The following is an 18911-nucleotide window of genomic DNA, read 5'->3' on the forward strand; positions in this document are numbered from 1 at the left end:
CGGCCTATCAAGCCGCCAAAAAGCGCCGTCCGGAACGCTGGCGGAGCAAAACACGAAATTGGGAGCCTGTACTTGAGGTCTATTTGAACCCTGACCAGAAGGACAAAAATATAATTCGACAGGCGCTGAAAAAAGCGGCCTGATTTAACTGTTGAGGCGACAGTTATTTTGACAATTACCGGTCGTAGCGGGCGGTTCAGCAGGCAGAGCGTGAGGCCCAATGTCCTGAACCGGCCACTGGTAGTGCAGCAACTGCATGACTGATGCAAATACGGGCACACCGGATAGTAATTGCTCGCGGGTCAGCGGCTTGCTAGTGATCGATTCGCTCTCGGCGATCGATAACTGCAGTTCAATCCACTCGAAGTGCGCCAGCTCTGCCAGAAACGGTAAATCATTGGTACGATCGCGTTCCTGCTGCAGATACTGCACGAATTCATCAGGAATCTGCCGGTAATACGGGGTCAGGCAGCGATGGTCGGCGATGAAATCCAGCAGCAAGATCCGCCAATCAGTGGGCGACAGGATGCGATGAATGACCGGAAAGCAAGCCGCCAAGCTCTCGTCGAATTTGTTGTAGAGCAGATCGGCATATACCGACAAGCGTTCTGGCGCAAATCCAGCAGGAAGCTGGGCTACACGCGGCTGACGCAGATAATGTAGAAATTGCCGTTGCTGTTGTTGAAATGGTAGATTCTGGTTCATGCGGCCGCCTCCTTCATGCCATCCGCGCTACGGCAATATACATAGTGCTTTTGCAAGGCACGTATGCGCTCAACTTCCGTCAGCAATTCGGCCAGCGGCGGCATGTTGCTATCGCGCTCAACCAAAGTCGGAAACACGCCAAAGCAACGATAGGCTTCAGCCAACAAGTTCCATACTGGCTCGATCGTGTTCTGACCGTGCGTGTCGATGATCAGCCCGGAGGGTTCCCTATCATGACCGGCAACATGCCCGTAGACGATGCGCTTGCCCGGCAAGCCGTGTAAAAACGCTACCGGATCGTAGCCGTGATTGACGCTGTTGACATAAATGTTGTTGACATCCAGATGCAGATGGCAATCAGCCTCGCTCAACACGGCATTGATGAAGGTCAGCTCGTCCATCTCCGCCTGTGGGGGCTGAAGGTAGTACGAGGCATTTTCCAGCGCGATGCGCCGCTCAAGCAGATCCTGAGTCTGGCGGATGCGCTCTGCGACATGCTTGACCGCCTGGTCGGTAAAGGGAATCGGGTATAAGTCATACAAATGCCCCTCGTCGCTGCAAAAACTCAGGTGCTCGGTGTACAGGACAAAATCGTGCTGATCGAGAAACTGCTTCAGCTCGCGTAAAAAGGCGGTATCCAGCGGTGCCGGCCCGCCCAGTGACAATGCCAGACCGTGCGCCACGAAACGGTGGTGCTCGGTCAGGCGGCGAAACTGCTTGCCCAACTGACCGCCGACGCCCACCCAGTTTTCCGGCGAGACTTCGAAAAAATCGATGTTGTCCGGCACATCGGCTTGCAACGCCGGCAACAGCGCACGGCGCAGTCCCAGACCGGAGCCGGCCAGACCAAAAGGATTGACGGTGATCATCGGCGGTTACTCCGGCTTATTGCTTGGTTTTGGCGCCGCAGCTGCTTTCGGTCATCTTACTGCTGCAGCCGGCTTCCGGTATTTTGCCGCTGCAACCGCCTTCTGCACCCTTCGTCTTGCTGGCGCCGCATTTTCCTTCGCCGCACTTGCCTTCGGCTACTTTACCGCTGCAGCCAGCTTCAGCGGATTTATCATCGGCGGCCGCCAATTGTTGAGCAGGATTAATGCTGGACATCGCAAACGGATTTTCGCCGGCTTGAATAGCGGGCGCTGTGCTCAGCAAAGTCGAAGCGAGGGCGCTGCTCAAAGTTAGGGATAAGGTTTTTTTGTTCATAGTGGATTCTCCGAGTGTTTGATAAGTGATCAGGACAAGCAACAGTGCCTTCCTGCCCCATCAGTCGGAGCGATTTTTTAATTCCTTACAAATTTTTTTCGGTCTGCCGATATCCTTTGTCTCAGAAAAAATTTACCGATGGTGTTGTAAGGAAGCTTCGCCGGTTCACGACCCAGTACAAATAACCCTATCAGCCGCTGAATCGAAAGTGACCCAATCGAAGGAGAACAGCCTATGAAACCAGCCCATGACAAAGTCCATACTCAGGAGTTACTGCACACCCTCTACAGCATGGCGTTTCTGGTCGAAGTCCGCGATCCTTATACCGGCGGCCATTTATGGCGGGTTTCGCAATTTTCCACGCGACTGGCTCTGGCTTGTGGATTGTCCAAACGGCAAGCCGTGATCGCCGGGTTAGGTGGATTTTTGCATGACTTGGGCAAGGTCGGTGTGCCGGACAGCATTCTTAACAACACCGGCAAGCTCAGCGACGCGGAATATGCAGTGATGAAAACCCATCCAGCCCTGGGCGCCCAGGTGTTACAAGGCCATCCTCTGGCGCCGTTAGCGATGGACGCGGTATTAGGTCACCATGAACGCATTGATGGCCGGGGTTATCCAGCCGGTTTAACAGGCGGCAAAATCGCCGAAACCGCACGCATCGTCGGTATCGCCGATGCCTTCGACGCCATGACCAGCACTCGGCCATACCGTAAGGGCATGCCCGTGGCGGTGGCAATTGAACAGATTACCGTCAATCTGGATGCGCAATTCGATCTCAACTTCGGCCACTGCTTCATCGAATTAGCCAGGTCCGGTGAACTGGATGGCATCATTGGCCACAGTGATATCGGTATTCCGCTCCACGAATGCCCGATATGCGGCCCGGTTGTCGTCGTGCAAAGAAAGCATAAAGGGGCAGCCGCAGAATTCAGAAAAAATAGTACGCTAAGCCTTTAGGGTAAGCATTTGAGAGCTGTAGTGACAATCAGTTCATGAGGCAAATAAGATCGTATCTTAGCGCCTAGTCTAAGACCCATTGCTGCGGAATGTGTACGATAGATCAATAATTAATTAGGCCATCGTAACTTACCACGGATAATTTTCCGCTTGCCTAATTTGATTATCACGATAAGATAGTAATTAATTACTATCTTTTATGAGAGCAACCGTGACTACTCCTGTAAAACACCTTCCTGCCGATGAACGACGGGCCGTAACAGTCGAGGCGGTGGTTGAATTGGCGGGTTCGCACAACCCCAGCGAAATCACAACTGCGGCTATCGCTAAACATATGAACTTGACCCAGGGCGCGTTGTTTCGTCATTTTCCGACTAAGGATGCTATTTGGCAGGCAGTCATGGAGTGGGTGGCGGAACGCCTCCTGGCTCGGATTGATTGTGCCGCGCAAGGTGTTGAATCGCCTCTAGCCGCGATGCAGGCGATATTCATGAGCCACGTCGAGTTCGTGGCCGAGCACCCAGGGGTTCCCCGGATGATGTTTGGAGAATTGCAACGTGCCGAGCAGACCGCGCCCAAGCGCATAGTGCAAACCCTGATTCTGCGTTATGGAGAACGCCTGCACCGACTGATCGAGGCGGGTAAGGCTTGCGGCGAGCTGTCCGCCGCACTCGATACCGAAGCTGCGGCCACCCTGTTCATCGGCACGATCCAAGGCTTGGTCATGCAATCGCTGCTGGCCGGCAATGTGGAGCGTATCCGCCACGATGCGCCACGCGTCTTTGCAATTTATCAGCGTGGCATTCGGAGTGCGCAATGAATCGCATGCCTCTACAAAAACGAACCTTGGCGCTTCTGGCAGTTATTGTGCCGTTGCTTGTGCTTTTCGTCTACGTCGCCTTACGGTCCGGTCCGCTGGCACCGGTAACCGTGACGGTCGCGGAGGTAAAGTCAAAGTCAATTGCCCCAGCGCTATTCGGTATCGGCACGGTGGAGGCGCGCTATACCTACAAAATTGGTCCCACGGTTGCCGGTCGCGTGCAACGTCTGGAGGTGCATGTGGGCGATCGAGTGAAGGGCTGTCAAGTGTTAGGCGAGATGGATCCGGTCGATCTCGATGATCGCGTCCGCTCACAGGAATCGGCATTCAAGCGTGCCGAAGCGGCATTGCGCGAAGCGGAGGCACGGCAAGCGTATGCGAAGGCCCAATTGCATCGATATGAACAATTGTTTGCGGTACGCTCGACTAGCGAAGAAATAGTCGCCACCAAGCGACAGGAATTGCAGATTGCGGATGCTGTACTTACGGTTGCCCGTGAAGATGTCGCTCGTGCCCGGTCTGACCGGGAGGCGTTGGTTACGCAGGGGGATAACCTGCGTTTGATCGCGCCGGCTGACGGCTTGGTCAGTTCCCGCGATGTCGATCCCGGCACAACTGTCGTTGCTGGACAAGTTGTGGTGGAAGTGATCGATTCCGAAAGTTTATGGCTGAACGTACGCTTCGACCAGATCAGTGCAGCAGGGCTTGCCGCTGGACTGCCGGCCCGCATTGTGTTGCGTTCGCGCAATGGCCATGTGCTGGCCGGCCGCTTACTGCGGGTGGAACCCAAGGCTGACGCCGTGACCGAAGAAATGCTTGCCAAGGTGAGTTTCGATCTGCCCCCCGATCCATTGCCGCCGCTGGGTGAGCTGGCCGAAGTCACGGTCGACTTACCGGCGCTACCAGCCGCCCCGGTGATTCCCAATGCCGCCATCCATCGTGAGAATGGGCAAGTGGGAGTCTGGCAAGCTATGGACGGCGACCTGCACTTTACTCCCGTTAAACTAGGCGCTGCTGATCTTGATGGCCAAGTGCAAATTCGCGATGGACTCAAGGACGGCGACCGGGTAGTGGTTTACAGCGAAAAGGCGCTGACCACACGCAGCCGAATTCATGTAGTTGAACACATTCCCGGCGCAGCGCGATGATCAGTTTGGCGGGCCGCGATATTCTCCATTCTTGGGGTAAGTTCGTGTTCACCGGCGTCGGTCTGGGATTGTTGATCGGCGTGACGCTGAGTATGGCCGGCATCTATCGGGGCATGGTCGACGATGCACAGGTGATGCTGGACAACACAGGCGCGGATCTGTGGGTAGTGCAGCAGGACACTCAGGGGCCTTATGCCGAATCGTCCAGTCTGTACGACGATCTGTATCGCAGTCTGCTGAATATGCCGGGCGTGGAATACGCGGCCAATGTCACCTATCTGATTATGCAGGTAGGCCACGGCGAGCAGGATGTTAGCGCCATGGTAGTTGGCGTCACGGCCGGCAAGCCGGGTACGCCAGGACAGCCCCGGTATCTCGTCGCTGGGCGACATATCACCCGTAGTCACTATGAAGCCATTGCCGATATTTCCAGCGGATTTCAGCTCGGTGAGCGTATCCGAATCCGCCGCAATTTTTACACGGTCGTCGGATTGTCTAAACGCACGGTATCTTATAACGGTGACCCGATGGTCTTCATTCCACTCAAAGACGCACAAGAAGCGCAATTTCTGAAAGACAACGATGCTCTGGTTCAGCAGCGCCGCCGCAATGCCGAGAACCCGGACTTCAATCGTCCAGGCATTCCCGATCTACTCGCTGTGGTGAACGCATCGCAAAGCACCAACACCTATGTTAATGCGGTACTTGTTAAGCTCAAACCCGGCACACTCCCTGAGGATGCAGCCGAAACGATTCGCCGCTGGACGCGCCTGCAGGTTTATACCCGTATCCAGATGGAATCGATTCTGGTAGACAAGGTAATTGCTAAATCGGCCAGACAGATCGCTTTATTTCTGGTGATTCTGAGCATCGTCAGCGCGGCCATTGTTGCTTTCATCATCTATACCTTGACCTTGGGAAAAATTCGGGAAATTGCAGTGCTTAAACTGATCGGCACCAGGAACCGCACCATCGCCGGCATGATCATGCAGCAGTCTCTAGCGCTTGGCGTTATCGGTTTTGTGGTGGGGAAAATCACCGCTACCTTCTGGGTGCCGATCTTTCCTAAGTACGTATTATTAATGCCGCTAGACTCCGTCGCAGGTTTTTTCGCTGTGCTGGCAATCTGCGCATTGTCCAGCGTCGTCGCTATTCGTATGGCGCTCAAGGTCGATCCGGCCGAAGCCATAGGAGGCTAAGGTGAGCGGCAAAGGTATTCACATTGAAGGCTTAAAGAAACGCTACGGCGAGGGCGATACCGCTGTCCATGCCTTGAGGGGCGTGGACATGCAGGTTGCCCCGGGTGAGGTGGTAGGGCTTATCGGGCCGTCCGGTTCCGGTAAGAGCACTCTGCTCAAGTGTCTGGGGGCGGTGATTGATCCGACTGCCGGTCGCATGGTTCTGGGTGATGAGGTGATCTTTGACAACGATTGGAAAGTACGTGACCTGCGAGCCTTGCGGCGTGACAAGATCGGCTTCGTATTCCAGGCGCCCTACCTGATTCCTTTTCTCGATGTGACCGACAACGTTGCACTGCTGCCGATGTTGGCAGGTATACCCAATAGTAAAGCGCGTGCGAAAGCACTGGAGCTTCTCACCGCGCTGGATGTACAACACCGCGCCCGTGCCATGCCGTCGCAGCTTTCCGGCGGCGAACAGCAGCGCGTTGCCATCGCCCGCGGGCTGGTCAATCGCCCGCCTGTGATTCTTGCCGACGAGCCAACCGCACCGCTCGACAGTGAACGGGCCATGGCCGTTATCCGTATCCTCAACGACATGGCACGCCAGTTCGAGACCGCCATCATCGTTGTCACCCACGATGAAAAAATTATTCCCACCTTCAAACGCATCTACCATATCCGCGACGGCGTGGCCCATGAGGAAGTCGGCGAAGGACGAGGATTTGAGTAAACAATTAAATTCAAGGTGCCTGATGACATACCAAAACTGCCCTAAAAATCTTTTTACTGCCATTGCAGCCAGCGTATTTATAGCCGGCATCTACTCGCATGCTTGGGCTGATGGGGATACCGAAGCTAAGCCGTTAGAACTGCGCCGAATCATGCAAGAACTCGGTAGGAATATGCAGACCATCACTGACGCCATTTCTCGTGAAGATTGGGCTTCGGTCGCCAAAGTTGCACCACAGATCGCCGAGCATCCGGAGCCGCCTGTTATCGAGAAGATGCGTATCCTGACGTTCATTGGCGCCGATATGGGGACGTTCGAAAGTCATGATGAAATAACGCATCAAGCTGCGCGGGCACTGGAACAAGTTGCCGCCCGGAACGATGGACAAGGCGTGATCACAGCCTTTGCGAATCTGCAAAGCAGTTGTCTGGCTTGCCATCAGAGTTTCCGTCAATCGTTCGTGGAACATTTTTATGGGCAACGTTGAAGGAATACGCCGTCACGGTACTGATCGCTCGAAGACCGATCACATGACGGTTCGGACCTATACAGTCATCATTTTTGCCGGCTTGCTGTCTAGTTGTACCGTAGGGCCCGATTTCAAAGCACCGGCCGCCCCCGATACTCCAGCCTACACCGCAACCCCTTTGTCGACTCAAACGGCATCCGCGGCCACGGCTTTGGGAGATGCGCAACACTTTAGGATCGGCGCCAACGTGAACGCACAGTGGTGGCGTGATCTGGGATCTTCCAAACTCGACGCGCTGATAGAGCAGGCTTTTCAGGCCAGTCCAACGCTGGCTTCCGCACGAGCCACGTTACGTCAGGCGCAGGAAATCCATGCGGCGCAGGAGGGGGCGATGATGTATCCTCAAGTCGATGCCGGTTTCAGCGCGCAACGACAACGCTTTAATCCCATCGTATTGGGACAAGATGACAACGCGCGGGAATTCAGTTTGTTTAACGCCGGTGTTAACGTCAATTACCAACTCGATCTTGCCGGTGGTAACCGCCGCGCCTTAGAGGCCTTAGCCGCTCAAACCGAGTATCGCCGTCACGAATTGGAAGGTGCGCAGCTAACCTTGGCGGGCAATATCGTTACCGCCGCGATTACCCAAGCCAGGCTTGCGGCACAAATACAATCTACGGAGGCTATTCTAAGCGCTCAAGATGAACAATTGCACCTTACCCAAGAACGCGTGCGTCTTGGCCAGGGCGCACCGGATGAAGTGTTGGCGCTGCAAACCCAAGTGGAAGATACTCGCGCCGGTCTTCCCGTGTTGCGTAAACAGAGTCAGCAGAATGAACATCTGTTGGCCGCACTCACCGGCCGTGCCCCGGAAGATGGGCAATTGCCCACTTTCATGCTGGAAGAATTCACCCTACCGTCCGATTTACCCTTAATCGTACCTTCCGAATTGGTGCGCCGCCGCCCCGACATCCTCGGCGCGGAAGCGTTGTTACACGCTGCCAACGCGGAATACGGCAGCGCAATCGCCAAGCTGTATCCGCAACTTAATCTTAGCGCCGATCTCGCTACGCAGACCTTGGTTGCAGGCGCATTGTTCGGCCCCGGTTCAGCAATATGGAACGTCCTTGGACAACTTACCCAGCCGCTCTTTAATCCCGCACTGCCCGCCGAAAAGCGCGCGGCATTGGCCGCGTTCGATGCCGCGGCCGCCAATTACCAAAGCGTCGTGCTCGAATCCCTGCGCAATGTAGCCGATGTTCTGCGCGCTTTGGAGAACGATGCTGAGGCATTGGCGGCTCTGACTGCCGCAGATGCTGCGGCGCAAGGCTCTTTGCAATCCGTGCAGAGGCAATATGCACTGGGTACGGTCAGCTACGTTCAGCAGCTGATCGCACAACAAGCGGCGCAACAGACCAGAATTAACTTGATCGCGGCTCAGGCACAGCGCCTCGTCGATAGTGCGGTTCTGTACCAAGCTATGGGCGGCGGTGCCAGTTAAGGCTATACCCTAACCTGATGTCAGTGTCATTTTTCAAAGTCGATGTCAGCGGCCATCAACCTGAACCCGCGTAATCTCTTGATAAACGCAAATTAAAATGTCATAGTCGATGTCAGCAACGTTCAAACCCGATGTCAGCACGTCGCAAATTGTCAAAGTCGACGTCAGCACGTTGCAATAAGGGGGGACTATGACTGACCTTTCACAGATCGCAGAACCGGAATGGCATGAAGCGCAACGTCGTGCTGAAATCGTGCGTCCCTTGGTGGAAAGCAAGTGCTGTTCTCGCCTGAAAGCACGTGAAGCGGCCGCTGAGCTGGGGTTATCCGAGCGGCAGATATACCGCCTGATCCAGCGGCTACGCGAATCCGGTGGTGAGCTCACCGCTTTGTTGCCGGGCGGCTCCAACGGCGGACGGGGGAAACAACGGTTGGCCGAATCCCGCGAGCATTTGCTTCGTCGCCTGATAGCCGAAATTTTTGTGACGCGGCAGAAACGGTCAGCCGCTGAGCTCGTGTTTGCAGTCCGTAGCCAGTGCTTGAAAGCTGGCTTAGACCCTCCGTCAGAGAGCACGATCCGCCGGCGCCTGAGAAATCTATCTCTGGCCGAGCACCGCCAGCGGGGAGAACTGCATCCTGAAACCAAGCCGGTTTACGGGAGTACGCCTATCGCAGACACGCCTCTTGATTGGCTGCAAATGGACCATACGCCAGTGGACCTGATCATCGTTGATCCGATCGATCGCTCACCGATAGGTCGCCCGTGGATAACGGTGGCGATTGATGTCTTCAGCCGCTGCATTGCCGGCTTTCATCTGTCGCTTGAGGCGCCATCGGCGACCAGCGTGGGGCTTTGCCTGACCCTAGTCGCCAGCGATAAAGTGTCATGGCTGCAGCAGCGCGGCATCGAGGCACACTGGCCGATAGTGGGTAAGCCCTGCCGCATCGGCGTTGATAACGCCTCGGAATTTCATTCGGCCGCTTTTGAACGAGGCTGCGCCCAGCATGGTATCGCCATAGAATGGCGACCACCAGGACAGCCGCATTTCGGCGGCATCATAGAGCGCATCATCGGCACGTTGATGCAACTTGTGCACGCGTTACCCGGCACAACCTTTTCCAATCCGAGCGAACGCGGCGACTACGACAGCGACAAGCGCGCGTGTCTGACGCTGGAGGAACTGGAGCGTTGGCTGGCCGTCGCGATTACCAAGTATTACCACCTCCGACCGCATGAAGGGCTGGAGGGAGAGATCCCCTTGCGCCGCTACGAGCAGGGCCTCCAGGCGCTCACTGCCGCTAACAAAACCCTACCGCTGCCGCGTGATCCCCGCACTTTCCTGATCGACTTTTTGCCTGTGGTGCGCCGCTCTTTGCAACGGGACGGTATTACGATTGACCACATCACTTACTACAGCAATGCACTGCGCCCGTGGATAAAGCTGCGCAATCAACCCACGCCCTTTATGATCCGCCGCGATCCGCGAGATTTGTCCCGCATCTTCGTGCTGGATGCAGAGCATAATGGCTACCTGGAAGTACCGTATCGGACCTTGTCGCGTCCGGCGATCACGCTCTGGGAGCACAAGCTAGCGCGTAAACGCCTGCGCGAGCAACGACGCACTGCGGCCGACGAAGCGAGTCTGTTCGCCGCGATTGATGAAATGCGCGACATTGAACGTAAAGCCAAAGCATTAACGCGTACGGCACGCCGCAATCGGACACGGCGCCAAATTGCTTTAAAGCCCGAGAGCGCGGCAACGCCAGCTGAAAGATCAACTTCGACAGTTGATGTCGGCCCTGTACGCCCGTTTGATGACATCGAGCTATGGTAACGTTCAAGCATTTGGGGCCGGAAGCGAACGAGCTCGCCAAGCTACCTAGCGTAGAGCGTCTTGCTCATCTGAGAATGGAGCGCTGGATCGGCTATACCCGAGCCCATCAAGTGTTGGCACAGCTCGAAGCGTTGCTTGCCAGTGAGCCTGGCAAGCTGCGCCCGCGAAATCTTCTGATTGTAGGCCCCAGCAACAACGGCAAAACGATGATTGCCGAAAAGTTCCGCCGCACGCATCCGCAGCGGATTTCCGAGAATGGTGAACACGAGGTCATTCCAGTACTTACGGTACAAATGCCCGCCGAGGCAACGGTTAACCGATTCTTTACCGCACTGCAGGTTGCACTTGGAACCCCGGTCGGCTTTTACGGGCGTCATGACCTACGCGAAGTGTCGACGTTGCGGCTAATGCGCACGGTCGGCGTGCGCATGCTGATCATTGATGAGGTACACAATTTATTGGGCGCAACGGCCAGACGGCAACGAGAACTGTTAAACCTGCTGCGTTTTATGGGCAATGAGCTGCGTATCCCCGTCGTTTGCCTGGGCATCCGTGATGCTTATCTGGCGATTCGCAGCGATGACCAGCTAGAGAATCGGTTTCATCCCCTGCTGCTGCCGCTCTGGGAATCGGGCGAGGAATTCGCGCGTCTGCTGGCCAGTTTCGAGACCGTGCTGCCGCTGCGCGAACCTTCTCATCTGTCCAGTGCGCCGTTATACGAGCTGATCTGGCGCCGATCTGAAGGTACGATTGGCGAAATCGCGGCACTCCTGATCAGCGCCACCACAGCCGCCTTACTGCAAGGTGAAGAGCGTATTACCTGCGCCGTCATTGAACGTGCCGATTATCAACCGCCTAGTGTGCGCCGGCGCATGGTTGAGCAGGAATTGCGTTGACTGGCGCAGCATGCAGAAGCGCTGGCCGCTGCATCCGAAACCCTATCGCTACGAGATATTGGAATGCTATGTGCGCCGGCTCGCTGAATGTTATGGTGTGCGTTACGAATATTTCTGCCTACGTGCTCTGGGCATTCCTACCGGCGATAGTCTGGCAAGGCAATTTGAGCAGCCTGCACCGGAGTTATTACAGCGGCTGTCTAATGGCACCGGCATTCCCGTTGAGCAGCTTGAGCAGATGACGCGGCCGCTCGTTTGGCGGCGGATCATGGAGGAAATGAATCAGTATGCCGCAACGCCAGAAGGCCAGGCCGAGCTGGATGCTTTGACACAGCGTGTCGCAAAATTCCTAAATTCTGCGACAACCTGATGGCTCTGATAGAATCAGGGCTTCATGTGTCGCAAAAGTAGGGTGCAAAAGTCTATAATTACGAGACACTTTTGCAACAGTATTTTTGAGCTCTGACTATGCTGATAGGTTATGCCCGCGTCTCGACCGACGACCAACATCTTGACAACCAGCGCACTGCCCTACAGGCCGCCGGTTGCCAGCGCCTCTATGAAGAAAAAATTTCCGGGGCTAAGCGTGAACGCCCGGAATTGATACGGCTACTCGATCACTTGCGTAAAGGCGATGTGCTGGTGGTGACGCGTCTGGACCGACTGGCCCGTGCCACAAAGGACCTGCTGGAGCTGGCGGAGCTTCTCAACCGGGCGGGCGCTGGCTTGCGATCCCTGGGTGAACCGTGGGCAGACACGACCTCGCCGTCTGGCAAGATGGTGCTGACTGTTTTTGCGGGCATCGCCGAGTTTGAACGCTCTCTGATTGCTGAGCGAACCCACGCCGGCCGTCTTGCTGCCCAGAAAAAAGGCATACGCTTCGGCCGTCCACCGAAACTTAGCACCGAGCAGATTGCGCTCGGGCATCGATTGTGTACCGAAGGTACGTCCGTGCGCGATGCCGCCCGCATCCTGAATTGTCATCACGCGACTTTATACCGCGCAATCGGTAGATTCGTGCCACCCTCCGACGGAGATTGATCACCGCTCCAACTCCTAACTGACATCGGCTTTAAAAAGCGACAGTCAGAAAGAGAATGGTTAATGGATTCCAGAAAACGGACATATTCTGGACTTGTCATTTATCGAAGTCTTTGTCGGTAGCAACTTGACCGACAAAGACCGAGCCTAATCTGCCATTAGTCACGCGGAAAGCAGACGTTGGTTGTGAATGGCTCCCTAATGTCGAATCCCTCTTCTTGGCGAGGCGCCACAAAATGACCTGTGATGATTTCAAAATCTTTATCGCAGACGGAAAACGCATGAGTGCCGGCGGCATTTCGTGTACGTAAGCGAGTCATACAATCGGCGTCAGTGGTCTCCAGAAGATGCAACAAATGTTCGGACGGAACACCATCAAGAAGACTTTTCATCCATTTTCGGGTTGCGACCGTGTTGGCAGGGATATCCAGGACAACTGACACTCCCGCCCGAAGCAACGCGGTCACATGTGGGCCAATCACATTTCGCAAATTGGCGGCGCAACGAACATAGTCCTCTATCGTATTTATTTCACCTGGAAAAAGGTGTGCGAGCCAATCATCTTCGCCAATGATCACTGTGTTTGGCTGGGCGGCGATCTCTTTGGCAAGTGTTGATTTTCCAGAGGCTATTTTTCCGCATAGCAGGTGTAGCGTAGTTAGTGTCTTTTGCATGTCACGCCACTCCTAACAGGTCCGTTCCATAAGAATTGTCGACAACGCAAAGCCATTTACCGTCCAACTCTTCGCGGAATACGTAGGTAGCGCGACGAGTCGTTCTCGCCTGAACACCCTTTGAGTCAACCGTCTCCAAGATGGTCTCCATGATGACCAGCGCCGTATTAGCACCCTGAATGACCTGAATTTCGCCTTGCTTGACAACAAGATTGTGACCGAAATAGTCGGCAATGGCGACAAATGCCTTGCGGATATTTTCCTTGCCTTTCGCGATTAAGCCAGGCTTGATGACAAGTGCTGCGTCGTCCGCGTAGAACTCCATCAAGGCGTCGAAGTCCTCGCTGGTAATCGCTTCGTCAGCAGCCTTGATTGCCTTTATTATCTGTTGGTATTCCATGTCAATCTCCTTGGTTGAGTAAGTGCCTGGAGACGGACATAAAAAACCCGCCTCTTGGCGGGTTGCAGTGAATAATCAAAAGCGCGCTAACCCACCATTTTTAAAATGGTGGAAATAATGGTCAAATTGGATTGGGCGGCGGCTTTCATACATTCAATTTACCAAATGCCTAGATACCGGTCAATTCTGCGGCTCGGCACGGACGAGTGACAGGCTATCGTATCGAGGCTGTAGCCGTTCGCCATCCCTAAGGAACCGCTGATTTATTCGAAACTGGCGGTTGCGCGTCCGGCGAAATCAAAGCCTTACACATGCCGCGTAATGCAAGTGTCTATTTATTCAGCGTTTTCCTAATTGGAGTCGTCCGCTTTCAGGAAACTAGTTGGCAGCGCTTTTATCCATGATAACTAATTACCCAATGGTTGGGCGGCCTATTCCACGCTCTTGACTCTCTGCTGACATCGACTTTGACAATCCGCTGACATCGACTTTGAAAAATGACACCAGTTCAATCATGCGTTTGCCGAAAACTGGGGCGACGGCTCGACCTCGTCTTCCGACGGCCAGCGTTTTCGGGCGGGCGGCAAGGCCGAGAGCTCGGGTCATGTCAATCCGAAGTATGGCAGCGAACCGGGCCGATTGTTCTATACCCACATTTCCGACCAGTACGCCCCCTTTCACACCAAGGTCGTGAACGTAGGCGTGCGCGATTCGACCTATGTGCTCGATGGTTTGCTGTATCACGAATCGGATTTGCGTATCGAAGAGCATTACACCGATACAGCCGGCTTTACCGACCATGTCTTCGCACTGATGCATTTGCTGGGATTTCGCTTTGCGCCCCGCATTCGCGATTTGAAGGATACCAAGCTATATGCGCCTAAAAACGGCCAAGACTACTCGGCATTACAGAGCATGATCGGAGGTAACTTGAATATCAAAAGCATCCAAACGCATTGGGACGAGATATTACGGCTTGCGGCGTCGATCAAACAAGGCACCGTTACCGCATCGCTGATGCTGCGGAAACTCGGCAGTTACCCACGGCAGAACGGCCTGGCTGTGGCCTTGCGCGAACTGGGCCGCATCGAACGCACCTTGTTCATTCTGGATTGGTTGCAAAACGTAGAACTGCGTCGTCGTGTCCACGCGGGGCTGAATAAGGGCGAGGCCCGCAACGCTTTGGCCAGAGCGGTGTTTTTTAATCGCTTGGGCGAAATCCGCGACCGCAGCTTCGAGCAACAGCGCTATCGTGCCAGCGGCCTCAATTTAGTGACGGCCGCCATCGTGTTATGGAACACCGTCTATCTGGAAAGGGCCGTCGAAAAACTACGGGAATTGGACAAGCCTGTTGACGATGCGCTACTGCAATACTTGTCGCCGTTAGGTTGGGAGCACATCAATCTGACGGGCGATTACATTTGGCGCCAGAACCGGAAGATTGAAGAAGGGCAATTCAGACCGTTGCGAACCACTGAAAAGTCTTAGCGTACTATTTTTTCCGAATTCTGCGGCTGCCCCATAAAGCGGGAGACAGGGTATTTTGCCGGGTGTGCGGCAATGGCTATACCCTGGAAAAACAACAGGGCAAACTGGCCCTGAAACCCATCGGGAAACGAGGCACGGCGCAGGATTTGCAAGCCCTGATCGATCATGATTTGCTGGCCCGCTTGCTGGAAGAATCGCTGCCGTATCTGCCGGTCGGCGAAGGTAGCGGCAAGAGCTGGCTGCAGCGTTTAAGAGACTGGCTCTGAATCGGGTACGGCATTATTTGCAGCAGCCGTCCTGTCCGTCACTCAGTTGAACCGGCGGACAGGCAACGCTGCCATAGGAGCAGAATACGCAGCAATCGCCTGGCTTCGGTTTCAGCAAGGCATGGCAGCCCTGGCATTCATAAAACCACTGGCAGGCATCGCGGGGCATCGTCTCGGTTTTGCGATAACCGCATACCGGACAGGTTAGCGTGGACTGCCATATGATCTGCTTTGTCATTTGCTTAAAGGTTTTTTGCCCGAGCGGCTTTGCAAGTGTTCGGGATAGCGCCGGGCGACCTTGCGGATCAACTGGGTTTGACTCTGGAAGTTTCGGCAGGGTGAACACATCATGATGTGCAAAGTGATCGCTAGGCGCTCCTCTAAGCTGAGTTTTCTGTCCAAGCCCTGAGACATCAGAGCAGTAATTTCGCGGCAACTACGCATGACGCTTCTCCTTCTTTCGTTTCGATTGATTGAACCAGCGGATTTCCAGACATTCGCGCAGCCGCAGCCGGGCGCGATGCATGATGACCCAGTAATTGGCCTCGCTGAGGCCGGTTTCGCGGCAGACCTCGTCGGCTTCCAGGCCGACCAGTTCCCGCAGCATGAAGACTTGGGCCATTTTCGGCGGCAGGTTGTTCTGACACGTTTCGTAGATGCGCCAGAATTCCTGTTGCTTGAGGGCCGCTTCCGGATCATTCCAGGCACTCGAGCCGCCGTTCCATTGGCCGTCGCTCATGAAAAAATCGGCTTCGTCAGTATCGCTCTCGTCGGCATCGCTAAAGCCGATGTCCGAGACGACTATTTCCCGGCCGCTACGCCGCCAGTGATCAGCGATCTTGTGTTTCAGGATGCCGATCAGCCAGGTCCGTAAGCCGGCTTTGCCCTCAAATGCCGAGGCTGATTGCCAGGCGGCCAATAAGGCTTCTTGCACGGCATCGTCGGCCAGTTCGTCATCGCGCAGTTGCAGCAAGGCATAGCGGAACAGCACCGGCCGATGCTCGGCCAACAGGGCTTCGGTCAACTGCCTGGTGGCTTTAGTCCCGGCTTTCAACAACATGAGCCGGCCGCCCTGGCAGTACTGGCATGGAGTCCTGATATGCCATCGAACAAACTCGTGGAACCTGTGCCATTAGCGCTGGCGCAGCCTGCATAAGCCAGAGCGTAAACGCGGGTGAATAAGAAGCTTGTGCACATGGGATCTCTCCTTGAGTCATACGACGATATACCTTCAGTCGCAGGACAATCACGAAACCTTACAAAAATAACTTGGGTTAGCTGCTACGCGGACCATTTTCAACCGCGAGCGGCTACACCTGAGGGTTTGTGTCCTGCCGTCCATGCCGGTATACGCCAGGGGATACGCCGAAAGACCGCTTGAAGGCCTTGCTGAACGCTGGCACTGAATCATAACCGCAGCGCTCCGCGACCCGCTCTATAGTCATGCCAGGCTCTTTCAACCAGCGCGCAGCGATCTGCATGCGCCATGAAATCAGGTATTCGATAGGCGAAGCCCCAACCAGCTCGGCGAATTTTTCAGAAAGTACCGTTTTGGAGATGCCTGCCCGCGAGCAGAGTTCAGCCAGCGTCCAGGGTTGCCAGGGTTCCTGATGCATCAGCCTGAGCACGGTTTCCAGCCGGCTGTCCTGCATGGCCGCAAACACACCCTGATGTACCAGGCCTTCTTCCAGGCAATGGCGCACGACCAAGACAAAAAGGCTGTCGCAGAGGCGCTCAACAACGGAACCGCTGCCAAAGCGGTTGCCGGCGGATTCACTGACAATCAGCTCGATCAACTTCCCCAGTATCTCGCCGGCCTGAGCTTTTCTGATGACAATTTCAGCGGGCAACGCTTGCCATAACACCGATTTCGGCATGCCCAGCTCAATTTCCCCGCAGACAAACCCGGTGTCTCCCGCCTCCCAGGTGGTGGCTAGGGTGTCTGACGAGTCAGCCGGCAGATGATCACTGCTATAGGAAAGATAATGCTTGGCCGCATGGGGCAGGAACAAGGCTAAATCGCCGTCTTCCAGCGCAAGCGGGGCTTGCCAACTGAGCGAATGCACCCAGCTCTTACCCTTGCTGACCAGATGAAACCAGATCGAGTGCTCAGAGTTGTGATCGATCAGCCAACGGCCACAAAAACCGCCTGAATAAGCGAGCTTGGCTCGCAAATTCAAGCCATCGATCAGTAAAGTCAACGCATCCAAATCCTTCTCCCGTACGAACGCACATCAATTCCGGAATCCTGGGCATGGGCCAATGGTCCGGAATTCATTAATCTTAAACCATCAACCGCTCACTATAGCGCAATCCAACGTTGGCGAGCCGAATTGCTCAGAAAAATTCCCGGCAATAGGACTTTCCAGCGTAGTAAATCCAGGCACGTTCTAAATTCAGATAAGGAGAAAAATCATGGGACAGATTCATCTTAAGCGAACTTTCAACCACCCTGCGGACCAGGTATGGAAGTGGCTCAAGGATTACGGCAACATCCACCGCATCCATCCGATGATCGGTCACTCTTATATTGAGGGCGAACAGAGCTGCGGCGTTGGGGCGATACGCGTCTGCGAAATGAACATGGGCGGTTTTCAGCTCAAAGAGCGGGTGCTGGACTGGCAGGAAAATCAATTCTATACCGTGGACATCTATGAAACGACCATGCCGATGATGCAGCGTTCATTAGCAACCTTTGGGGTGCGCGCTATCGGGGCGGAAACGTCGGAAGTCTATATCGATATCGAATACACGACCACATGGGGGCTCTTCGGGAAGATCATGGACGCGCTGTTCATGAATCCCATGATGACCATGATGATGAAACGGATGTTCAGAAAGCTGGATGAATATCTGAGCAGTTCGCAACAAGAATCTCTTGGCGTCCACGGATGACGCTCCTTCCTTCTTACAGTGGAAGAACAAGAGAATTTTATTAAAGCACATTGTGGAGAAAATCATGCCGGCAGACTATCAATTGAAGTTGACCGCAAAAACGATTGAAGACGCAGCGCCGAAAGCCAAGGCAGGGCTTCAGCAGGCGCAGGAGAAATTAGGCTTCATCCCGAACATGTATTTAAGGATGGCCAACTCACCAGGGCTGTTTGAGGCTTACCAGCAAGGCTACGCAGCCTTCCGGGCGGAGTCCGGCTTTACGCCGGCCGAACAGGAGGTCGTATTCCTGACGATCAGTCGGCTGAACGGCTGCGAATATTGCATGGCTGCACACAGTTTCGTTGCCGACACGCTGTCGAATGTACCGGGGGTGGTGACTGACGCCATCCGCAACGATACAGAAATTCCTGATGAGAAACTGGCTGCCTTGGCCAAGTTTACCCGGGTGATGGTCGAGCAGCGCGGTTTACCGAAAACCCGTGATGTCGGAGCCTTTCTTGCCGTGGGGTATACTGAACGGCAGATTCTGGAGATCATCCTGGCCATTGCCGTCAAAACCTTGAGCAATTATACCAACCACCTATTCCATACGCCGGTAGATGCAGCATTTGCTGCGCGGACCTGGAAGGGCCCTCGCGGTACGGCTTGTCAAAACGGGATAGTGAAATGAAGTGGTCCTTTACCAGGAGGAAGTTCATAC

Annotated in this window: 23 protein-coding genes and 1 pseudogene; 15 read left to right on the plus strand and 9 right to left on the minus strand. The window is 54.9% G+C overall.

Annotated elements, in window-relative coordinates; all coding sequences use genetic code 11:
• Positions 1–144 precede the first annotated feature (144 nt).
• The 3 genes from METLU_RS25910 to METLU_RS0120235 are packed head-to-tail and all read right to left on the minus strand — an operon-like array spanning position 145 to position 1908.
• Complete coding sequence (locus tag METLU_RS25910; RefSeq protein WP_231383652.1) at positions 145–705, minus strand: HvfC family RiPP maturation protein; 561 nt, start codon at positions 703–705, stop codon at positions 145–147.
• Entirely contained in the window at positions 702–1574 is an 873-nt protein-coding gene (locus tag METLU_RS0120230) for an HvfB family MNIO-type RiPP peptide maturase (RefSeq protein ID WP_027159822.1), read from the minus strand. The genes METLU_RS25910 and METLU_RS0120230 overlap by 4 nt, the downstream gene beginning before the upstream one ends.
• A 16-nt stretch (positions 1575–1590) precedes the next feature.
• Complete coding sequence (locus tag METLU_RS0120235) at positions 1591–1908, minus strand: HvfA family oxazolone/thioamide-modified RiPP metallophore (RefSeq protein ID WP_027159823.1); 318 nt, start codon at positions 1906–1908, stop codon at positions 1591–1593.
• Positions 1909–2142: 234 nt separating this feature from the next.
• Here METLU_RS0120235 and METLU_RS25915 point away from each other — a divergent pair, with 234 nt between their 5' ends.
• From METLU_RS25915 to METLU_RS0120290, 11 genes are all read left to right on the plus strand, one after another.
• Entirely contained in the window at positions 2143–2868 is a 726-nt protein-coding gene (locus tag METLU_RS25915) for an HD-GYP domain-containing protein (protein WP_231383653.1), read from the plus strand.
• Positions 2869–3079: 211 nt separating this feature from the next.
• Positions 3080–3688 (plus strand): TetR/AcrR family transcriptional regulator, encoded by a 609-nt coding sequence (locus tag METLU_RS0120245; protein ID WP_027159824.1) that lies wholly within the window; start codon positions 3080–3082, stop codon positions 3686–3688.
• 59 nt (positions 3689–3747) lie between these two features.
• Positions 3748–4836: an efflux RND transporter periplasmic adaptor subunit gene (locus METLU_RS0120250; protein WP_231383654.1), complete on the plus strand. Its 1089-nt coding sequence runs from the start codon at positions 3748–3750 to the stop codon at positions 4834–4836.
• Positions 4833–6035: an ABC transporter permease gene (locus METLU_RS0120255; protein WP_027159826.1), complete on the plus strand. Its 1203-nt coding sequence runs from the start codon at positions 4833–4835 to the stop codon at positions 6033–6035. The genes METLU_RS0120250 and METLU_RS0120255 overlap by 4 nt, the downstream gene beginning before the upstream one ends.
• Before the next feature lies 1 nt (position 6036).
• The gene (locus METLU_RS0120260) at positions 6037–6747 is read left to right on the plus strand and encodes an ABC transporter ATP-binding protein (protein WP_027149509.1); all 711 of its coding nucleotides are present in this window, start codon (positions 6037–6039) and stop codon (positions 6745–6747) included.
• On the plus strand, positions 6740–7234 hold the full coding sequence (locus tag METLU_RS0120265) for a cytochrome c (protein WP_231383655.1): 495 nt from the start codon (positions 6740–6742) through the stop codon (positions 7232–7234). Before METLU_RS0120260 ends, METLU_RS0120265 begins: the two co-directional genes overlap by 8 nt.
• A 43-nt stretch (positions 7235–7277) precedes the next feature.
• A complete protein-coding gene (locus METLU_RS0120270) occupies positions 7278–8717 on the plus strand; it encodes an efflux transporter outer membrane subunit (RefSeq protein WP_027159828.1) in 1440 nt (479 codons plus the stop codon).
• Positions 8718–8907: 190 nt separating this feature from the next.
• Entirely contained in the window at positions 8908–10551 is a 1644-nt protein-coding gene (locus METLU_RS0120275; RefSeq protein ID WP_027159829.1) for a Mu transposase C-terminal domain-containing protein, read from the plus strand.
• The gene (locus METLU_RS0120280) at positions 10545–11447 is read left to right on the plus strand and encodes a TniB family NTP-binding protein (RefSeq protein ID WP_036243329.1); all 903 of its coding nucleotides are present in this window, start codon (positions 10545–10547) and stop codon (positions 11445–11447) included. Before METLU_RS0120275 ends, METLU_RS0120280 begins: the two co-directional genes overlap by 7 nt.
• A 10-nt stretch (positions 11448–11457) precedes the next feature.
• Positions 11458–11817: a TniQ family protein gene (locus METLU_RS0120285; protein WP_027159831.1), complete on the plus strand. Its 360-nt coding sequence runs from the start codon at positions 11458–11460 to the stop codon at positions 11815–11817.
• Between the two features lie 98 nt (positions 11818–11915).
• On the plus strand, positions 11916–12488 hold the full coding sequence (locus METLU_RS0120290) for a recombinase family protein (RefSeq protein ID WP_027159832.1): 573 nt from the start codon (positions 11916–11918) through the stop codon (positions 12486–12488).
• A gap of 158 nt (positions 12489–12646) precedes the next feature.
• On the opposite strand, the gene METLU_RS25920 is transcribed toward METLU_RS0120290, so the two are convergent.
• Both METLU_RS25920 and METLU_RS0120300 read right to left on the minus strand, forming a co-directional pair.
• Positions 12647–13162: an AAA family ATPase gene (locus METLU_RS25920; protein WP_051300029.1), complete on the minus strand. Its 516-nt coding sequence runs from the start codon at positions 13160–13162 to the stop codon at positions 12647–12649.
• A 1-nt stretch (position 13163) separates the two neighbouring features.
• The gene (locus tag METLU_RS0120300) at positions 13164–13562 is read right to left on the minus strand and encodes a YybH family protein (RefSeq protein WP_027159833.1); all 399 of its coding nucleotides are present in this window, start codon (positions 13560–13562) and stop codon (positions 13164–13166) included.
• A gap of 504 nt (positions 13563–14066) precedes the next feature.
• On the opposite strand from METLU_RS0120300, the pseudogene METLU_RS25930 reads away from it, so the two are divergent.
• Together METLU_RS25930 and METLU_RS0120310 are read left to right on the plus strand one after the other, a co-directional pair.
• Positions 14067–15050 (plus strand): annotated as a pseudogene (locus METLU_RS25930) (Tn3 family transposase); the annotation flags it as partial.
• Between the two features lie 62 nt (positions 15051–15112).
• Positions 15113–15316 carry a hypothetical protein gene (locus METLU_RS0120310; RefSeq protein ID WP_027159834.1) on the plus strand — a complete coding sequence of 68 codons (204 nt, stop codon included), beginning with the start codon at positions 15113–15115 and terminating at the stop codon, positions 15314–15316.
• 13 nt (positions 15317–15329) lie between these two features.
• Here the strand turns inward: METLU_RS0120310 and METLU_RS0120315 are convergent, their stop codons facing one another.
• From METLU_RS0120315 to METLU_RS0120330, 4 genes are all read right to left on the minus strand, one after another.
• Entirely contained in the window at positions 15330–15554 is a 225-nt protein-coding gene (locus tag METLU_RS0120315) for a GDCCVxC domain-containing (seleno)protein (RefSeq protein ID WP_027159835.1), read from the minus strand.
• Positions 15551–15760 (minus strand): zf-HC2 domain-containing protein, encoded by a 210-nt coding sequence (locus METLU_RS0120320; protein ID WP_027159836.1) that lies wholly within the window; start codon positions 15758–15760, stop codon positions 15551–15553. The genes METLU_RS0120315 and METLU_RS0120320 overlap by 4 nt, the downstream gene beginning before the upstream one ends.
• On the minus strand, positions 15753–16376 hold the full coding sequence (locus METLU_RS0120325; RefSeq protein WP_027159837.1) for a sigma-70 family RNA polymerase sigma factor: 624 nt from the start codon (positions 16374–16376) through the stop codon (positions 15753–15755). The genes METLU_RS0120320 and METLU_RS0120325 overlap by 8 nt, the downstream gene beginning before the upstream one ends.
• 250 nt (positions 16377–16626) lie before the next feature.
• A complete protein-coding gene (locus tag METLU_RS0120330; RefSeq protein WP_027159838.1) occupies positions 16627–17526 on the minus strand; it encodes an AraC family transcriptional regulator in 900 nt (299 codons plus the stop codon).
• A 205-nt stretch (positions 17527–17731) separates the two neighbouring features.
• Here METLU_RS0120330 and METLU_RS0120335 point away from each other — a divergent pair, with 205 nt between their 5' ends.
• The gene (locus tag METLU_RS0120335; RefSeq protein WP_027159839.1) at positions 17732–18211 is read left to right on the plus strand and encodes an SRPBCC family protein; all 480 of its coding nucleotides are present in this window, start codon (positions 17732–17734) and stop codon (positions 18209–18211) included.
• Between the two features lie 64 nt (positions 18212–18275).
• A complete protein-coding gene (locus METLU_RS0120340; RefSeq protein WP_036243334.1) occupies positions 18276–18881 on the plus strand; it encodes a carboxymuconolactone decarboxylase family protein in 606 nt (201 codons plus the stop codon).
• Positions 18882–18911 lie beyond the last annotated feature (30 nt).

The organism is Methylobacter luteus IMV-B-3098, from assembly GCF_000427625.1.
In the GTDB taxonomy this organism is placed as follows: domain Bacteria; phylum Pseudomonadota; class Gammaproteobacteria; order Methylococcales; family Methylomonadaceae; genus Methylobacter; species Methylobacter luteus.